General features: G+C 58.3%; 14 protein-coding genes. 12 read left to right on the top strand and 2 right to left on the bottom strand.

Annotated features, from left to right (window positions below; all coding sequences use genetic code 11):
• Positions 1-34 precede the first annotated feature (34 nt).
• The 3 genes from HB780_RS10095 to argE all read left to right on the top strand — a co-directional run bounded on the left by HB780_RS10095 (position 35) and on the right by argE (position 2,973).
• On the top strand, positions 35-1,057 hold the full coding sequence (locus HB780_RS10095) for an IS110 family RNA-guided transposase (RefSeq protein WP_183687368.1): 1,023 nt from the start codon (positions 35-37) through the stop codon (positions 1,055-1,057).
• A gap of 373 nt (positions 1,058-1,430) precedes the next feature.
• The gene (locus HB780_RS10090) at positions 1,431-1,799 is read left to right on the top strand and encodes a cupin domain-containing protein (protein WP_183687366.1); all 369 of its coding nucleotides are present in this window, start codon (positions 1,431-1,433) and stop codon (positions 1,797-1,799) included.
• Positions 1,800-1,821: 22 nt separating this feature from the next.
• The gene (gene argE, locus HB780_RS10085) at positions 1,822-2,973 is read left to right on the top strand and encodes an acetylornithine deacetylase (protein ID WP_183687364.1); all 1,152 of its coding nucleotides are present in this window, start codon (positions 1,822-1,824) and stop codon (positions 2,971-2,973) included.
• A gap of 107 nt (positions 2,974-3,080) precedes the next feature.
• Here argE and HB780_RS10080 read toward each other — a convergent pair whose 3' ends face one another.
• Entirely contained in the window at positions 3,081-4,310 is a 1,230-nt protein-coding gene (locus HB780_RS10080) for a flavin-containing monooxygenase (protein WP_183687362.1), read from the bottom strand.
• Positions 4,311-4,641: 331 nt separating this feature from the next.
• Here HB780_RS10080 and HB780_RS10075 point away from each other — a divergent pair, with 331 nt between their 5' ends.
• From HB780_RS10075 to HB780_RS10035, 9 genes are all read left to right on the top strand, one after another.
• Positions 4,642-5,064: a RidA family protein gene (locus tag HB780_RS10075; protein ID WP_183687360.1), complete on the top strand. Its 423-nt coding sequence runs from the start codon at positions 4,642-4,644 to the stop codon at positions 5,062-5,064.
• A gap of 4 nt (positions 5,065-5,068) precedes the next feature.
• A complete protein-coding gene (locus tag HB780_RS10070; protein WP_183687358.1) occupies positions 5,069-5,743 on the top strand; it encodes a DUF1028 domain-containing protein in 675 nt (224 codons plus the stop codon).
• Positions 5,744-5,889: 146 nt separating this feature from the next.
• Positions 5,890-7,380: an aldehyde dehydrogenase gene (locus HB780_RS10065; protein ID WP_183687356.1), complete on the top strand. Its 1,491-nt coding sequence runs from the start codon at positions 5,890-5,892 to the stop codon at positions 7,378-7,380.
• Between the two features lie 142 nt (positions 7,381-7,522).
• A complete protein-coding gene (locus tag HB780_RS10060) occupies positions 7,523-8,467 on the top strand; it encodes a LysR family transcriptional regulator (RefSeq protein ID WP_183687354.1) in 945 nt (314 codons plus the stop codon).
• A 218-nt stretch (positions 8,468-8,685) separates the two neighbouring features.
• A complete protein-coding gene (locus HB780_RS10055; protein WP_183687351.1) occupies positions 8,686-9,669 on the top strand; it encodes an ABC transporter substrate-binding protein in 984 nt (327 codons plus the stop codon).
• Positions 9,670-9,885: 216 nt separating this feature from the next.
• Positions 9,886-10,686 carry an ABC transporter permease gene (locus tag HB780_RS10050; RefSeq protein ID WP_435693857.1) on the top strand — a complete coding sequence of 267 codons (801 nt, stop codon included), beginning with the start codon at positions 9,886-9,888 and terminating at the stop codon, positions 10,684-10,686.
• 12 nt (positions 10,687-10,698) lie between these two features.
• Entirely contained in the window at positions 10,699-11,493 is a 795-nt protein-coding gene (locus tag HB780_RS10045) for an ABC transporter ATP-binding protein (protein ID WP_183687349.1), read from the top strand.
• A gap of 23 nt (positions 11,494-11,516) precedes the next feature.
• Positions 11,517-13,148: a GMC family oxidoreductase gene (locus HB780_RS10040; RefSeq protein ID WP_183687347.1), complete on the top strand. Its 1,632-nt coding sequence runs from the start codon at positions 11,517-11,519 to the stop codon at positions 13,146-13,148.
• A 293-nt stretch (positions 13,149-13,441) separates the two neighbouring features.
• On the top strand, positions 13,442-14,437 hold the full coding sequence (locus tag HB780_RS10035; protein ID WP_183687345.1) for a helix-turn-helix domain-containing protein: 996 nt from the start codon (positions 13,442-13,444) through the stop codon (positions 14,435-14,437).
• Positions 14,438-14,725: 288 nt separating this feature from the next.
• Here the strand turns inward: HB780_RS10035 and HB780_RS10030 are convergent, their stop codons facing one another.
• Entirely contained in the window at positions 14,726-15,805 is a 1,080-nt protein-coding gene (locus tag HB780_RS10030) for a helix-turn-helix transcriptional regulator (protein ID WP_183687343.1), read from the bottom strand.
• Between the last annotated feature and the right edge of the window lie 137 nt (positions 15,806-15,942).

Here is a 15,942-nt window from a genome sequence, read left to right as displayed (position 1 = left end):
ATGCTTTACGTCACCTACAAAGGAGGAGGCATCCATGGATGAAGTTAGCATTGTTGGCGTTGATCTCGCAAAGCAGGTTTTCCAAGTTCACGGTGCGGCACAGGACGGTCGGGTATTGTTTCGTAAGAAACTCTCGCGTCTTCAGTTTCCAAAATTCATGGCGGCACTGCCACCTTGCGTAATTGCGATGGAGGCTTGCGGCACGGCCCATTATTGGGGGCGCGAGTTGTCAGGGTTCGGCCATGACGTTCGCCTTATCCCGCCGGTCCATGTAAAGGCTTTCGTCAAACGCCAGAAGAATGATGCTGCAGATGCTGAGGCTGTCGCAGAAGCTGCGATGCGACCAACGATGAGGACCGTTGCTGTAAAAACATCTGAACAGCAGGCGCGTGCCATGCTTTTCCGGACACGGGATCTGCTCGTTGGCCAGCGAACGCAGATGGTGAACGCTCTGCGTGGACACTTAGCTGAACATGGTATCATAGTCGGCAAAGGTCTCGACAAAGTTGATCGCCTCGCGGCCCTGATCACGTCGGATAACCTCCCGGAGCTGGTGCAGAGCATGAGCCGACTTTATTTGAGCAAGATCGAGCAGTTGCACGGCGAAATCGATCAGATCGACCGTCATATTGCTGCTGAAGCGCGGAAAAGCGATGTCGTTCGCAGGCTGCAAAAAATGCCTGGTATCGGCCCGATCTGCGCAATGGCAATCACGGGCTTCGCACCCTCGATGCAGGAATTCCGATGTGGTCGCGACTTTGCTGCTTGGCTCGGTCTCGTTCCGAGGCAGCACTCGAGCGGAGGCAAACAGAAGCTCGGTCGCACCTCGAAGATGGGGCAGCGAGACATCCGGCGACTATTGATCATCGGTGCGATGTCCGTCGTGCATTGGAAAGGGCGCGGTGGCGGCAAACCGGGATCGTGGCTTTCGAACATGCTCGCGCGAAAGCCGCGCATGCTGGTGGCTATTGCAATGGCGAACAAAATGGCGCGAACGGTCTGGGCCATGCTCGCACGCAACGAGGATTATAGAGATCCGACTGGATCAGTTTGCTGACTGCAACTGTTCTTATTCGGAGTGCCGGCTATGTGAGGAGGACATGATCCGCATGGGCAAATGATCGAACAGATCGGGATTGGGCAAACCAGTAGTTCTCAGGGAGCTTTTAGCTCGTTCCACTGATTTGGAGTCCAGTCCGCGTATCACCATACCGGCCCGCGGCATGTCATGGCCGCAATATGAGGTCTGAAACATGTGCGCACCCGATCACTCGCTCCAGCGGTCAAAAAAGTCCTTGCATCGAAAGGGGCATCCAAACATGAGGAACTCGATGGCGCACCGCTGGCCGAAGGGCAGTTGCCGTCAAGCGCGAGATAGCCGAACTTCTACCCCTGATATAAGAAACCGACATAAAAAGAGAAAACACCACATGCTGCCTTTCAAACTCTCGATGGACAGGGTTGAACTCGATGCTTGGGGTGCGCCGGAAGAAATCGGCGCCACGACGATCGAAGGCCCGATCAAGGTCGCCGGAAAATTGCTGTTCGGAACCTTGGGAACGGCTGTTTTCGGCGGCCTATACAGCGCCACCAAGGGCAAGTACCGCGTCGTCTATGCCTTTCACGATCATGCGACGCTGCTTGACGGCGATCTCGCGATCACCGATGAAACCACCGGCAAGACGACAGTTTACGGCCCATGCGATTCCGGGATCATCACCAAGGGCACGGCGGTTGCCCGGGACATCCGCTCGGACCATATTCACAAGAGCTATCTCGCTGCGATGGCGGATCTCTGAGACGAAAAACAGGAGGTGGCCCATGGACCGGGTTTTGTCGACGCTCGAGAAACTGATCGCCTTTCCCACTGTCAGTCGTGACGGCAATATCGATCTTGTCCGCTACGTGGCAGAGCTGCTACGGCAGGGTGGGATCGAAGCGGCGCTTTATCCCAGCGAGGGCGGTGACCGGGCCTCGCTGTTTGCCACTGTCGGTCCTCCGGGCGCCGGCGGTGTCGTGCTGTCGGGACACACCGACGTGGTGCCGATCGAGGGCCAGGCCTGGTCGAGTGATCCGTTCAGGATGGCGGCCCGCAACGGCAATCTCTATGGCCGTGGCACGGCCGACATGAAAGGCTTCGTCGCCTGCGCTATCGAGGCTCTGGTGATGGCCAAGGATGCGAACCTTGCGCGGCCGCTGCATCTTGCACTGTCCTATGATGAAGAGATCGGCTGCGTTGGCGTGCGGCCAATGCTGGGAGAACTCGCCAAGGCCGGCATTCGGCCTGAATGGGTGCTGATCGGCGAGCCCACCTTCATGCAGGTCGCCACCGGTCACAAGGGCAAGACCGGCGTCCGTGCCACCTGCTGCGGTCATGCCGCTCATTCGGCACTGGCGCCGACCGGGCTTAATGCCATCCATCTCGCCGCGGATTTCCTCACCGAAATCCGCGCCATGCAGGCCGAGATCGAGCGCAATGGACTGCGCGATCCGGATTACGACGTGCCCTACACGACGCTGCACGCCGGGGTCATCAAGGGTGGCACGGCGCTCAATATCGTGCCGGACACATGCGAGATGCTGTTCGAGATCCGCAACATCGCCGGCGACAATCCCAAAACGATCATGGACCAGTTCTTTGAGCGGGCCGAGGCGATCACAGCCGGCGAACGCCAGCAGTTTCCGGAAGCCGAGATTCGGCTCGATATCTTCAATGAATATCCCGGCCTCGGCACTGACGCGTCAGGTGCCATCGCCACGCAAGCCATCGCGCTTTCCGGCCAAAGCAATCGCATCAAAGTGGCCTTCGGGACCGAGGGTGGACTGTTTCAGGATGCGCTCTCGACGACGGTTATCGTCTGCGGCCCGGGCAGTATGGATCAGGGACATAAGCCGGATGAGTTCGTCAGCTTCGACCAGCTCAGCCAGTGCCAGGCGATGCTATCGCGGCTGACAAAGCGCCTCGCGGCTTAGATTCGTCTCCTCCCTCAATTACCTCCGGATGCACTCAAGGACCTCAGTGCGTTAGATTCCTGTGACAGGCCTGGGAAAGAGGGTTGGGGAGGCTGTGCTCGCACCTGCTACCGAGCGCGCGACGCAATCTGCTCGGCAACATATTTGGCATCATGCCATGCGCCCCATATGAATGGGGATGCCCGGCGCGACAGCCATGCGAGACCGACGAAGTAAAGTCCGGGCACTTTTGAGACGCCTTTCTTATGGTCCGGCCGGCCTTTTTCGTCGAACGCATCGAGATTGAGCCAGCTGAAATCGAGCTTGTATCCGGTAGCCCAGATGATCGAGGTGATGCCGGCCTTGGCGAGGTCGAGTTCAAGCACGGGTTTGATCGCACATTGTGGCGCGGGGCCGATGATGCGGGCCTCGGGCTCTTCGGGAAAATTCAATCCCTTGCGGGCGATATAAGCGTCGGCCGAGTCGAGCACGGAGAGATAGTCCGCGTCGCCTGCAGCGATATTCTTCGCCAGATCCGACGCGAAGCGCATCATTCCGCCCTGATAAGATTCGGCACGACCGACAAGGATGATACCCTTGGCCGCGAGGTCACGGAAATCGACAGTGTGGCCGCCACGTGCGCCGCTGACCGCGATCGTCACATGCTCAAGTGCCGGGTCGTTGGTCTTGACGTCCCAAAGTCCCAAAGCCCCCAGCCACCAGACGAAATCATGGCCTCGATAGCTTCTGGGCGGTCTGTTATGCGGGCCGACCGAAAGATAAACCGACCGTCCTGCACGGGCCAGTTCGTCGGCGATCTGCACGCCCGAGGAGCCAGCGCCAACGACAAGCACGGCCCCTGCAGGCAATTGCGCTGGATTGCGATAGGCGGCAGAGTGGATCTGAACAATGCCGGTATCTGCCGGCAAAAGGGCAGGAATGATCGGCTTTTGAAACGGCCCGGTGGCGACGATGACGTTTTTCGCTTCGATCACGCCCTGGGATGTCTCCGCGCGAAAGCCCGAACCATCCTCAAGCTTACTGAGAGCCTTGACCTCGACGCCGCAACGGATTGGCGCGGCGATCTTTTCTGCAAAGGCAACGAAGTAGTCGACGATTTTGTCGCGCGGCGCGAAACTGTCCGGATCGATGTCGGCAAAGGTCATGCTGGGAAATCTGTCATGCCAAGCCGGGCCATTAGCAACGAGAGAGTCCCAACGTTCGCTGCGCCAGCGTTCGGCGATGCGATTACGCTCAACGACGAGGTGAGAGACGTTGTTGTTGGTGAGATGTTCGCTCGCCGCCAGCCCGGCCTGGCCTGCACCGACGATTAGCGTGTCGATCTGTTCAATCGTCATGCACCGGCTCCTTCTATCGCAATCCTGACATCCCGACTGCGGGGCAGCGGGCCAAACGAATTTCTAATCGAAGCGATTGCTTCGAGAAATAATGATTTAATTCGCCGTTGCTTTGGATATTTTGATCTAGCATCACGGGTGCAGTCGGAAGGGCGCGTACGACGGTTGTGTGCTGATCTGGCTAACCAAAGCGTCATAGTACTTCGGAATTTCAAATGCACAGCCCATGGAAAGCCTTCTTTCCTTCCGTGCAGAGATGTGGCTCCAATGGCCTGGAATGCCTAGCCTTCGCCGATATAACCCGTTCGATGTTCAATTGAGAGTCACTGACATGCCTGTTCACAAGCGCATCCGTATGTTCAATACCAAGGACACCTATCCGGAACAGAAACTCGACAACGATCTCTGCCAGACGGTGGTCGCCAAGGGTTCGATGGTGTTCGTGCGCGGCCAGATCGGCCAGGATCTCGATACATCGGCCAGCGTTGCGATCGGCGACGCTGCCGGCCAGACCGAACAGGCAATGGCCAACATCAAGATGCTGCTGGAAGAGGCGGGTTCGGAACTCGCCCATGTCACCAAGATCACCATCTACCTCACCGACCCGCGCTATCGCGAGGCGGTCTACCGAGTCGTCGGCAAGTGGCTGAAGGGCGTTTTCCCGGTTTCCACCGGCATCGTCGTCTCGGCATTGGCGCGGCCGGAATGGCTGGTCGAGATCGACGCCATCGCCGTCATTCCGGACGAGGCGTAAACACATGACGTTCTCGATCTCGGCGCGCTGCGCAAAGACCGGCATGCTGGGCATCGCCATCAGTTCCTCATCGCCGGCCGTTGCCGCAAGATGTGCGCATGCCAAGGCGAACACCGGCGTGGTTGCGAGCCAGAATATCACCGATCCCGCTCTCGGCCAGAAGGGACTGCTGCTGCTGGGCGAGGGACTTTCGGCCACAGATACGCTGGCAAAACTGCTCGATGGCTACGAGTTCACCGAATTCCGGCAACTGGCAATAGTCGATCGTGATGGCGGCACCGCATCCTACTCCGGTGACAAGGCGCTCGGCGTTTTTTCGACCTTCGAGGGCAAGGATTGCGTCGCGGCCGGCAATCTGCTGGCGAACCAGGACGTGCCGCAAGCGATGGTGCGCGCGTTTGAAGCATCTACCGGCTATCTGGCAGACAGGCTTATCGTTGCGATGCAGGCAGCCGTGGCCGCTGGTGGCGAAGCAGGACCCGTGCACTCCGCCGGCATGCTGGTCGTCGACAAGGTCAGTTGGCCGGTCACGGACTTGCGCGTTGATTGGCACGAAGAGGATCCGATCGCGGCACTTGCCGATCTCTGGGAACTCTACAAACCGCAGCTCAACGCTTATTTGATGCGCGCGCTGGATCCAACCGCCGCGCCAAACTACGGCGTGCCGGGCGACGAATAATGTTGGCCCCTCACCCTCTCTCTCCGCAGGCGGGGTGAGGGAATCTATTCTACGATCGCCTCGATACCAGGGTGTCAATCGACGGCCAGATCAGGTGAAGGCGCGGCAGCCGGATGAGGGGCAGACGAACGATTGGAAAGATTCTTATGAACGACATGACCAAAATCGACTGGCAGACAGAAGCATCCCGCCTGACATTGCGCGGCGAGGCATTCATCGATGGCAAGCGTGTGCCGTCATTGTCGGGCGCCACGTTCGATTGCATCAATCCGGCCACCGGTGGATTGCTGACTAAGGTCTCGGCCTGTGATGCCGCCGACGTCGATCGTGCCGTCAAATCTGCGCGCGCCGCATTCGAGGATGGCCGCTGGTCGGGCAAGTCGCCGGCCGAGCGCAAGGCGGTGATGCTCAGGCTCGCCAATCTCATTCGCGCCAACCTGACGGAACTGGCGCTGCTCGACAGCCTCGACATGGGCAAGCTGGTGAATGATGCCGCGACCGACGATGTGCCGGGATCGGCAGCGATCTTCCAATGGTATGGTGAGGCGATCGACAAGATCTATGACGAGATTGCGCCGACCGAACCCGGCAATCTGGCAATGATTCGCCGCGAGCCGCTTGGCGTCGTCGGGGCCGTGATTCCGTGGAACTTCCCGCTCGACATGGCGACATGGAAATGCGCACCGGCACTGGCGGTCGGCAACTCCGTCATCCTCAAACCTGCCGAGCAATCGCCGCTTTCGGCGCTGCGGCTTGCCGAACTTGCCATCGAGGCCGGTCTGCCGAAAGGCGTGCTGAATGTTGTTCCGGGCTTTGGCGAGGTGACCGGCAGGGCGCTTGGCCTGCACCTCGATGTCGATTGCATCACGTTTACCGGCTCGACGGAGGTGGGCAAGATGTTCTTGACCTATTCCGGCCAGTCAAACATGAAGCAGGTCTGGTTGGAATGCGGTGGCAAGAGCCCCAACCTGATCTTTGCCGATTGCGAGGATCTGGATGCGGCGGCCGACATGGCGGCGTTCGGCATCTTCTTCAATCAGGGTGAAGTCTGTTCTGCCAATTCCAGGCTCTACGTCGAGAAGTCGATTGCCGAGGTCTTTCTTGAAAAGCTTGTGGAGCGGGCAGGGCGCTATACGCCGGGCAACCCGCTCGACCCCACGGCGACAATGGGGGCGATCGTCGATGAAAACCAGACGCGGCGGATCATGGGCTTCATCGATGAGGGCCGCAAGACGGCGCGGCTTGTGGCCGGGGGCGAACGGGTGTCGGTCGATGGCAAGGGCTGTTTCGTCCAGCCGACCATCTTTACAGATGTCAGCCACAATGACCGGCTGATGCGCGAAGAAATCTTCGGGCCGGTGCTGGCGGTCTCGGCCTTCGAGACCGAGGACGAGGCGGTGGCGCTGGCCAACGATACAATCTACGGTCTTGCGGCATCTGTCTGGACCTCTAATCTTTCGCGTGCCCATCGCCTGTCTGCGAAGTTGAAGGCCGGCACGGTGTCGGTGAACACGGTCGATGCGCTATCGCCGATGACGCCGTTCGGCGGTTTCAAGCAATCGGGTATCGGCCGGGATCTGTCGATGCATGCATTCGACAAGTTCTCCGGGCTGAAGACGGTGTGGATTAGGTATTAGGGAGTGAGTAGTCAGTAGGGGATCAGGAGTGTGGGTCATGGTTTGGGCGCGAGACAAAGCACTCTTATGCGCCGGCTGCTATTGACTAGATCTTACTGTATACACACTACTGTTTGACGATCAACAATCGCCCACGGCCCGCATGCGCTTTTCACTGAGACAGCTTGAGTACTTCATCGCAGCCGGCGAGGCCGGGAGCATTACCCAAGCATCCGAGCGCATCAATATCTCCCAGCCGTCGATTTCCACGGCGATCTCGCAGCTCGAACAGGAGCTTGATGTCCAGCTGTTTGTCCGGCATCACGCACAGGGACTGTCGCTGACGCCGGCTGGCCGGACCATGCTGATCGAGGCCAAGCGACTGATCGACCAAGCGGAGTCGCTCTATGCCGTGGCCTCGGAGGCCAGCGACGAGGTGCGCGGGCAGCTCAACGTCGGATGCCTGACTACACTTGCGCCGATGATTTTGCCGGAGCTGGCGATTTCCTTCAAGACCGGCTTCCCAAATGCCAACATCAGGCCGCATGCCGATCATCAGGAGACACTGTTGTCAGGCCTGCACAAGGCGATAATAGACGTGGCGATCACCTACGACCTGCAGATCCCGACCGATATTGAGTTCACGCCGCTGGTTGATCTGCCGGTGCATGCGGTGGTCGGCGATAACCATCCGTTGGCCCGCCATTCCGCCGTGACGCTGGAGGAACTGGCGAGCCTGCCGTTGATACTGCTTGACCTGCCGCTGAGCGCCGAATATTTCCTGGCGATATTCATGAAGGAAGGGCTGCAGCCGAACATTGCCTTCCGCATTTCTCATCCCGATGTGATCCGCACGATGGTCGCCAATGGTTATGGCTACACGCTTGCCAATGTGACGCCGCGATCGGATCTGGCGCTCGACGGGCGCAAGGTGGTGCGCGTCCGGCTTTCGGGCGAGCACCGGCCGATGACGATCGGGCTCGCAACGCTCAAACAAATCCGCAAGTCACGTTTGTTGACCGCCTTTGTTGGTCATGCGCGGTCGTTCATTTCCGATGCTTATATTCCGGGCATGGTGTCGCCGGCGATGGGGCAGAAGAAGCGCTAAATGGCGAATATTTAAGCGCCGCGCCGAAATCTGCACGTGCTTAGGTTTTTCCTAATCAGCAATACCAAAAATCATTGTTTTTGCGACGAAGGAACCGTGCTTTGTTTTCAGCACCGGAACAAAGTTTGAGCTTCGCCCGACGTAGACTGGGAAGAAATCGGGCGGATCATAGCTTTGGCGCGGCAGAAGCCAGCGACATATAATCAAAAGGGAACGCTATGACCAAATTGTCCTCACGCCTGCGCACCGTGGCCCTGGCGGCCGGTGTTGCGCTTGCAGCAATGTCCACTGCCCATGCCGGCAGCATGAAACTCGGCATGACCACCTGGGTCGGCTACGGCCCGCTGTTTCTCGCCCGCGACATGGGCTACTTCAAGGAAAACGGCCTCGACGTCGATCTCGAGATCATTGAAGATTCTTCGCTCTACATGGCAGCCGTGGCTGCCGGCGAACTCGATGGCAGCGCCTCGACCATCGATGAAATCATGAAGTACCGCTCCAAGGACCTGTGCTTCAAGTCTGTCTATGCGCTGGACGACAGCCATGGTGGCGACGGCGTGCTGGTCACGTCAGACATCAAGTCCTTTGCCGATATCAAGGGCAAGGAAGTCGCCATGAATGAGGGTTCGACCTCGCAGTTCTGGTTCGAAACCCTGCTCAAGAAGAACAGTATGACCAACAAGGACGTCAAGATAACCAACATGTCGGCTGATGATGCCGCCGCCGCCTTCATGGCAGATCGCATCCCCGTCGCCGTCACCTGGGAGCCGCATCTGACGCTTGCCAAGAAGGCCAACAAGGGAAAGGTCTTGATCGACTCGTCGGCTTCACCGGGCGTGATCGTCGATGTGGTCGAGCTGAGCTGCGACTACATCCAGAAGAACCCGAAGGACGTGGAAGCGCTTGTCAAGGGGCTCTACAAGGCCAATAAGTTGATCAAGTCGGACCAGGCGAAGGCCTATGAAGTCATGGCCAAGGGCGTTGGCGGTTGGCTGAAGGATCCGAAGGATTTCGCCTCGTCTGCGGCAGGCGTCAATTTCTATGACGAAGCACGCAACAAGGAATTCTTCAAGGACGGCAAGGATGGCGAAGCCGGCAAGCTCGTCACTCTCGGCGGTGAAGTATGGAGCAGCATGCAGAAGCTGAAGATGGATGTGAAATACGACGATATCGTCGATACCACCTTCCTCGGTACCAAATAAGGGACCTAAAATCTGAAGCCGCTCTAGACTTAAGAAATTAGAGCATGATGCCGAAAACCGCACACACTTTTCGGCATCATGCTCTAGTGAGGCGGCGCATGCCGCTGCCTCCATCGCCACGGAGCCGGATTGGGCTCATCATTCTTGATTTCAGCGAAAATCTGGATCGCAATTGCTTCAGTCGGAGCGAAAGCCTTTCCCGCGTGGAGCATTCAGTTGAACGATCGAACTTTCTTCAAATCCCTAACGACACCCTATCAAGCCATTCCGCACGGCGTCGTCGTCTTCCTCGGTATTGCTGTCTGGGTGGCGGTACTCGCGGTTTGGTTCGTGCTGACATTCGGCGGCTTCGTCAAGCCGATGTTCCTGCCAAAGCCGAACGAGGTGCTGAACACAACGATCGCGCTGGCCACCGACGGTACACTCTGGCTGCACACCTATGCCAGTGTCCAGGTGGTCATCATCGGCTTTGTGTTGTCCTCGATCGTCGCGGTGCCGCTCGGCCTGACCATGGGCACCTATCGTGTCGTGCAGGCTTTTCTCGATCCGCTCGTCAACTTCATCCGTTATCTGCCGGTCACCTCCTTCGTGCCGCTGTTCATTCTGTGGATCGGCATCGGCATCGAACAGCGCGTCTCGGTGATCATTTTCGGCATCTTCTTCCAGCAGGTGGTGATGATTGCCGATGCCGCACGCTCGGTTCCGCGCGATCTGGTCAATGCAGCCTATACGCTGGGTACGCGCCGCCGCGACACTGTCTGGCACATCGTCTTTCCGGCGACCCTGCCGAACATCTTCGACGTATTGCGCGTGACTATGGGCTGGGCATGGACCTATCTCGTGGTCGCCGAACTGGTCGCCGCGCGCTCGGGGCTGGGCTATATCTCGCTCAAGGCCATGCGCGGCTTCCAGGTCGACGTCATCTTCATGGCCATTGCCATGATCGGCATTCTCGGTCTGTTGACCGACCAGATCTTCCGCGTGCTGCGTCGCGTTGCGGCCCCGTGGGCAAACTAAAAGGCCATGCTGATGCTGAACAATCCAAATACCGCGACACGCAGCTCCGACATATCCGTCGAAAAGGTGGCCCTGCGCTACGGCACCGGCGAAGGCGCGGTGCTGGCGCTCGACGGACTGTCGCTGAATGTCAAGAAAGAGGAATTCTGCGTTATCGTCGGGCCTTCGGGCTGTGGCAAGTCGAGCCTGCTCTATCTGATTGCGGGGCTGGAGGGGCGCACTGGCGGCATGATCAAGGTCGGCGGCCGGCCGGTCAGCGACGCGGGGGCCGATCGCGGCATGGTCTTCCAGGCCTATACGCTGTTTCCCTGGCTGACGGTCCGGCAAAACGTCGAATACGGCCCGCGCCGCAAGGGCATGCCGGCTGCCGAACGCAACCGTATCGTCGATCATTACCTCACCGAGATCGGGCTCGCGGCCTTTGGCAGTCACTACCCATCGCAACTGTCCGGTGGCATGAAGCAACGCGTGGCGATTGCGCGTGCGCTCGCCAACGATCCCGAGGTGCTGCTGATGGACGAGCCGTTCGGGGCGCTCGACAGCCAGACCCGGCACTCGATGCAACAGTTGCTGCTGAGCGTGTGGGAGCATTCGAAGAAGACCGTGCTGTTCGTGACCCACGACATCGACGAGGCCATCCTACTGGCGGACCGCGTCTTCGTCATGTCCGGTCGTCCCGGCCAGATTCTTGCCGATCTCACCGTTCCTTTCGAACGCCCGCGCGACATGGATCTGGTGATGGAGCCTGACTTCATCGCCATGAAGCGCGAGATCCTTGGTCTGTTGAAAAACAACGGTGGGCATTGAGTGCGAGGGCGAGGTTTAGCGCAATGCAAGAACTGAGCTTCGACTATATCATCATCGGTGCCGGCTCGGCGGGGTGCGTGCTGGCCAACCGGTTGAGTGTCGATCCCTCCAAGTCCGTTTGCCTGATCGAGGGCGGCGGCAGCGATGCCAGCCTGCGGGTCAGCGTGCCGGCCGGTATCCTGTCGCTCTATGGAAATCCGCGCTACGATTACAGCCATGTCGGCGTGCCGCAACCCGAGTTGAACGGCCGTCGCCTGCCGGTCAATCGTGGCAAGGCACTGGGTGGATCGAGCGCGATCAATTCGATGATCTATATCAGAGGCGCCCGCGAAGACTACGACGAATGGGCCTCGCTTGGCTGCGCCGGCTGGTCGTATGACGATATTCTGCCGGTGTTCAAAGGCCTCGAGCGCAACTTGCTGAAGCAGGATCCTGCCTATCATGGCTTTTCTGGTGAACTGCTGGTTGATGAGCCGCGCGATCCGAACGAAGTCTCGAAAGTGTTCGTGGAAGCCGGCACGCATGTCGGCCTGCCGGAGAACAAGGATTTCAACGGCAAGAGCCAGTTCGGCGTCGGCATCTATGATGTCACGCAGGATCGCGGCCGTCGTTTTTCGGCGCATACCGCCTTCGTCAAGCCGGTTGCCGATCGCAGGAACCTGACCACGCTCGCCGATACCGAAGTGCTGTCGCTGGTTCTCGACGGAAGGAAGGTCACGGGCGTGCGCGTGTCGCAGCATGGTCAGGCGCGCGTAATTGGCTGCCGCGGCGAGGTTGTCCTGTCGGCTGGCACGATCGGCTCGCCCAAGCTGCTGCTCATATCCGGCATCGGCCCCTCAAATGAACTCGCCGCCGCTGGCATCACGCCGGTGGTGGATCTTCCCGGTGTCGGCAAGAACCTGCGTGACCATGTCGACGGGATGATCACGGTGCGCTCGAAGAGCAGCCGGACGCTCGGTCTGTCAATCCAGAACCTGCCGGCAATGCTTGCCGCGCCATTTCAGTATTTTGGCGCTCGCCGGGGTATGCTGACGACCAACTATGTCGAGGCTGGCGGTTTTGCCAAGACGAAATTTGCGGGCGATGGCCCGGCCGATATCCAGTTCCACTTTGTGCCGGGCTATCGAAGCCATCGCGGCCGACTGGTAGAATATGGGCATGGCTATGCGATCCACACCTGCGTGCTGCGGCCGCAAAGCATCGGCGAAATCCGGCTGTCTACAGGCAAAGGTCGTGCGAGCGAAGCGCTGGAGATCGACCATCATTTCTTCACAGACGAGCAAGATGCGCTGACGCTGGTCGAAGGCATCAAGATTTCTCGTTTGATTTTTGCCGACAAGGCGTTCGACGCTCTGCGTGGCCCCGAAATTCTGCCAGGCCCGGATGTGCATAGCGACGACGAGATCCTTGCCTATCTACGTGCGGAGGCGCTGACGGTTTATCATCCCATCGGCACCTGCAAGATGGGCACCGATGCCATGGCGGTGACTGATCCGCAGACGTTGCTGGTGCGTGGCATGGACAATCTGCGTGTCGCGGATGCGTCCGTCATGCCGACGCTGATCGGCGGCAACACCAATGCGCCGTCGATGATGATCGGTCAGATGGCCGCCAGCATGATGTTATCGAAGCCGGCCCCAAGCAAGGCGCCCTAGAGGATGGCCATCGGTCTCAACAATTTGCGGTCGCTGCGATCCACAAGCCGCCGCTCGAAAGTGAAGCCGGTGACAGCGTCTGGGTGCGAACAACGATATTATGCCCCCCCTGGCGTGCCTGGGGGAAGGCAGTAACCTCTTGGGGAAGAAAATATGAACAAACACCGCCTCACTGGAGAAGACCGATTGGAGAAGTCTTCAAGACCAATCTTAGGTATTATGTTAGAAGGCCTAAAATCAGGTTCGTGGGCACCGGCAACTAGCTCAAAGATGATTTTGGCTGGGAACAATTGATGCAAGGTGATTGTTACCCAACGTTGAAAGCACGACTGACTGGCTCTACCTTCGACGAGATGGTCGAGGCCTTAAGGCAGGGTTTCGGCTCGTTTGAAGCTTGGCGCCTGGGACGGGACGTCCCGCTCGACTGGAGCGTCGACTACTGGGCAACCGACAACCTCTCGCTGGTATCAAACAGGGACAATGGCGGATGGCGAGTTCGTACGTCGCCAAACACGCCCGAAACACTCACTCTGGTGCTGCCCCGCTCCGGCGCAATCTCACTGTCCGCGCTATCTCGAGACGTGACGGGAACACCCGGAAAGCTTCTACTAATCAACAATCACGAACCCGATCTGGTTTCCGTTGCACCCGGACAACATTTCGCGGAAAGCATCAGCCTGAACTGGGAGGCGATTGCTCAAGCATATGCCGCAGCGTTCGAAGCCCCCCTGATGGGCAGCCTCGACATATCACAGGCACTTGACCTTGATGGGAAACCAGCAACTCTCCTGAACATGTTGTGGCAAACGATTTACGTTGGCGTCAAGAATGAGGGTCCACTCCTCAGATGCCCGATCGCCCTGTCTAATCTAACCGAAGCATTGGCTGACATCATTGTTCGGACCGTCCCACATCGCGCGTCTCAGCTTCTGGACAAGAAGATACACCTCGTTTCCCCCGGACATGTGTGCCGGGCAATTGAATATATGCATGCGAACATCAATCAGCCGATACTGATACGAGAGGTGGCCGTATCGGTCGGCGTGTCCATACGCGCCCTAGAGTTCGGCTTTAGAATGTTCAAAGACCGATCACCCTCTGAATTCCTGCGCGAAATGCGGCTTCGAGCAGTGAGAAACGACTTGCTGGACCTCAGCAACAATGAACCCATGTCGAAGATCTGCCTGAAGTGGGGCTTCTTCCACTTCGGCCGCTTTTCTTCGATCTACAGAGCATCCTTCGGTGAAACCCCTTCCGAAACGAGACAGCGACGTGGCAGCGTATTCTGATCCGGTGCTCTGTCCTCTCCGCGCAAAACTTTTCCCGCGCACAGGCCTCATTGTAGCTGACGGACGTCATATCATTATCCGAAACACGCAACTCTATCCTAATTGCGCGGCGGTCATATATTCCAAGGTGTCCAGAACTTTTAGATAGCCCACGTCATCAACGACAGTGAGGACGCGAATGCATCTGCCGCATGCAAAATGATGTGCGAAATCCAGAGCGCCGCGCCTTCGCTTTGACCAAGATTGGAACCCGCCTTGCCATGTCCATCGCGGTAGTAGGCATGGCAGTCAAATCGCTTCCTTACGAACCACACCTGCGGAAGTGAAAGCCTCCCTTCGCAAGACCGCGGCGCGCGAGCGCGTATCACTCGGGCTTTCTCCAAAAGCGCTGCGATAGATTACGGAGAACCTGCCTGGATTAAAGAAACCCCATGTCGCGCAAATCTCGCCAACGGAAAGCGTGTTTGCAGGATTTTGCAGCTGATCGCGAGCAGCTGTCAACCTGATTGCACGCAGGTAGGCTCCCGGAGACGTTCCCTTGAAAGCCTTGAAGCCCGTTTGCAATGCGCGAATCGAGACCCCGGCAGCATCCGCGACCATCGTCATTGTGAACGGATCGCTGATATTGGCGTGCATGTAGTCGATTGCGCGTCGGACATGCCACGGTGCTATCATCGAGACCTTTTTCGATTCTAATTGGTTTGAAAGACGGTGGTCGGCAAATCGAATCACCAGGTCAGCGAGCGTTTCGCTCAGCATCGACACGGCAAGAGGCGAAGACAAAAGCGCGCCGCCGTTGCGCATACCATGCACGATTGTTCGGGCCAGGTTGCCGATGAGCTGGCCCGAGGGCTTTGCCAGATCAACAACGGGCTCTAGATTAAGTGGCGAAAGGATCGGCGTTTCAAAATGCGCCACAAGCATCCGCGTCACCACTTTCCAGTCTAGGAAAAGAGCATCCGAGCGGTGCGGATCGCCCTGGACAAGACGATCGCTTGCCTCATGATTGTTGGCCATCAGAAGGTGACCGGATCCGCCTTCGACTGTTTTTTGGCCGATGGACAGACGAAAGGACCCCGTGTGGGGGATGTAGAACGCAAGATGTTGCGGCGTCTCATTGAGCGTTCGAATTTCCCAGGAGCTCTGGTAAGCCGAATGAAACATCGTAAATGGCCCGGTTCTTCTCAAATCTGCCGCCCAAGTGAAGGGCCGATCGCCGCTCAGCGGCTTTGCTCCGAAGGCCCCATATCCGGCCGAAAAGGCTTGAACCATTGACTCGAAATCATCGCCTTCATGCGTCGGCGCAAAGCTGGAGGTCGACTGATCGGGGATGCACAATGACAGGTTCTCGGATCTGATCGATATCATGCAACTCGGCTCTTTCCATTTTTGGTCACCGGCACCAACAGGGACCGCTCTTTCGTCCGCTCCATCTCGTCTGAGACAGACGCAGCGATGCCTCCAACACGTCGACACTGTCCTTTCTGCGATCCATAGATGCCTTG

The organism is Rhizobium lusitanum (assembly GCF_014189535.1).
GTDB classification, from domain to species: domain Bacteria; phylum Pseudomonadota; class Alphaproteobacteria; order Rhizobiales; family Rhizobiaceae; genus Rhizobium; species Rhizobium lusitanum_C.
The sequence above is the reverse complement of the archived record's forward strand: the minus strand, read 5'-3'. Positions and strand labels throughout refer to the sequence as shown.

Bases quoted from the DNA above. Each gene is read 5' to 3' on its own strand.
- HB780_RS10040 (WP_183687347.1), top strand. From the start codon at position 11,517: ATGCAAGAACTGAGCTTCGACTATATCATCATCGGTGCCGGCTCGGCG.
- HB780_RS10070 (WP_183687358.1), top strand. From the start codon at position 5,069: ATGACGTTCTCGATCTCGGCGCGCTGCGCAAAGACCGGCATGCTGGGC.
- HB780_RS10080 (WP_183687362.1), bottom strand. From the start codon at position 4,310: ATGACGATTGAACAGATCGACACGCTAATCGTCGGTGCAGGCCAGGCC.
- HB780_RS10045 (WP_183687349.1), top strand. From the start codon at position 10,699: ATGCTGAACAATCCAAATACCGCGACACGCAGCTCCGACATATCCGTC.
- argE (WP_183687364.1), top strand. From the start codon at position 1,822: ATGGACCGGGTTTTGTCGACGCTCGAGAAACTGATCGCCTTTCCCACT.
- HB780_RS10055 (WP_183687351.1), top strand. From the start codon at position 8,686: ATGACCAAATTGTCCTCACGCCTGCGCACCGTGGCCCTGGCGGCCGGT.
- HB780_RS10060 (WP_183687354.1), top strand. From the start codon at position 7,523: ATGCGCTTTTCACTGAGACAGCTTGAGTACTTCATCGCAGCCGGCGAG.
- HB780_RS10090 (WP_183687366.1), top strand. From the start codon at position 1,431: ATGCTGCCTTTCAAACTCTCGATGGACAGGGTTGAACTCGATGCTTGG.
- HB780_RS10075 (WP_183687360.1), top strand. From the start codon at position 4,642: ATGCCTGTTCACAAGCGCATCCGTATGTTCAATACCAAGGACACCTAT.
- HB780_RS10030 (WP_183687343.1), bottom strand. From the start codon at position 15,805: ATGATATCGATCAGATCCGAGAACCTGTCATTGTGCATCCCCGATCAG.
- HB780_RS10065 (WP_183687356.1), top strand. From the start codon at position 5,890: ATGAACGACATGACCAAAATCGACTGGCAGACAGAAGCATCCCGCCTG.
- HB780_RS10095 (WP_183687368.1), top strand. From the start codon at position 35: ATGGATGAAGTTAGCATTGTTGGCGTTGATCTCGCAAAGCAGGTTTTC.
- HB780_RS10035 (WP_183687345.1), top strand. From the start codon at position 13,442: ATGCAAGGTGATTGTTACCCAACGTTGAAAGCACGACTGACTGGCTCT.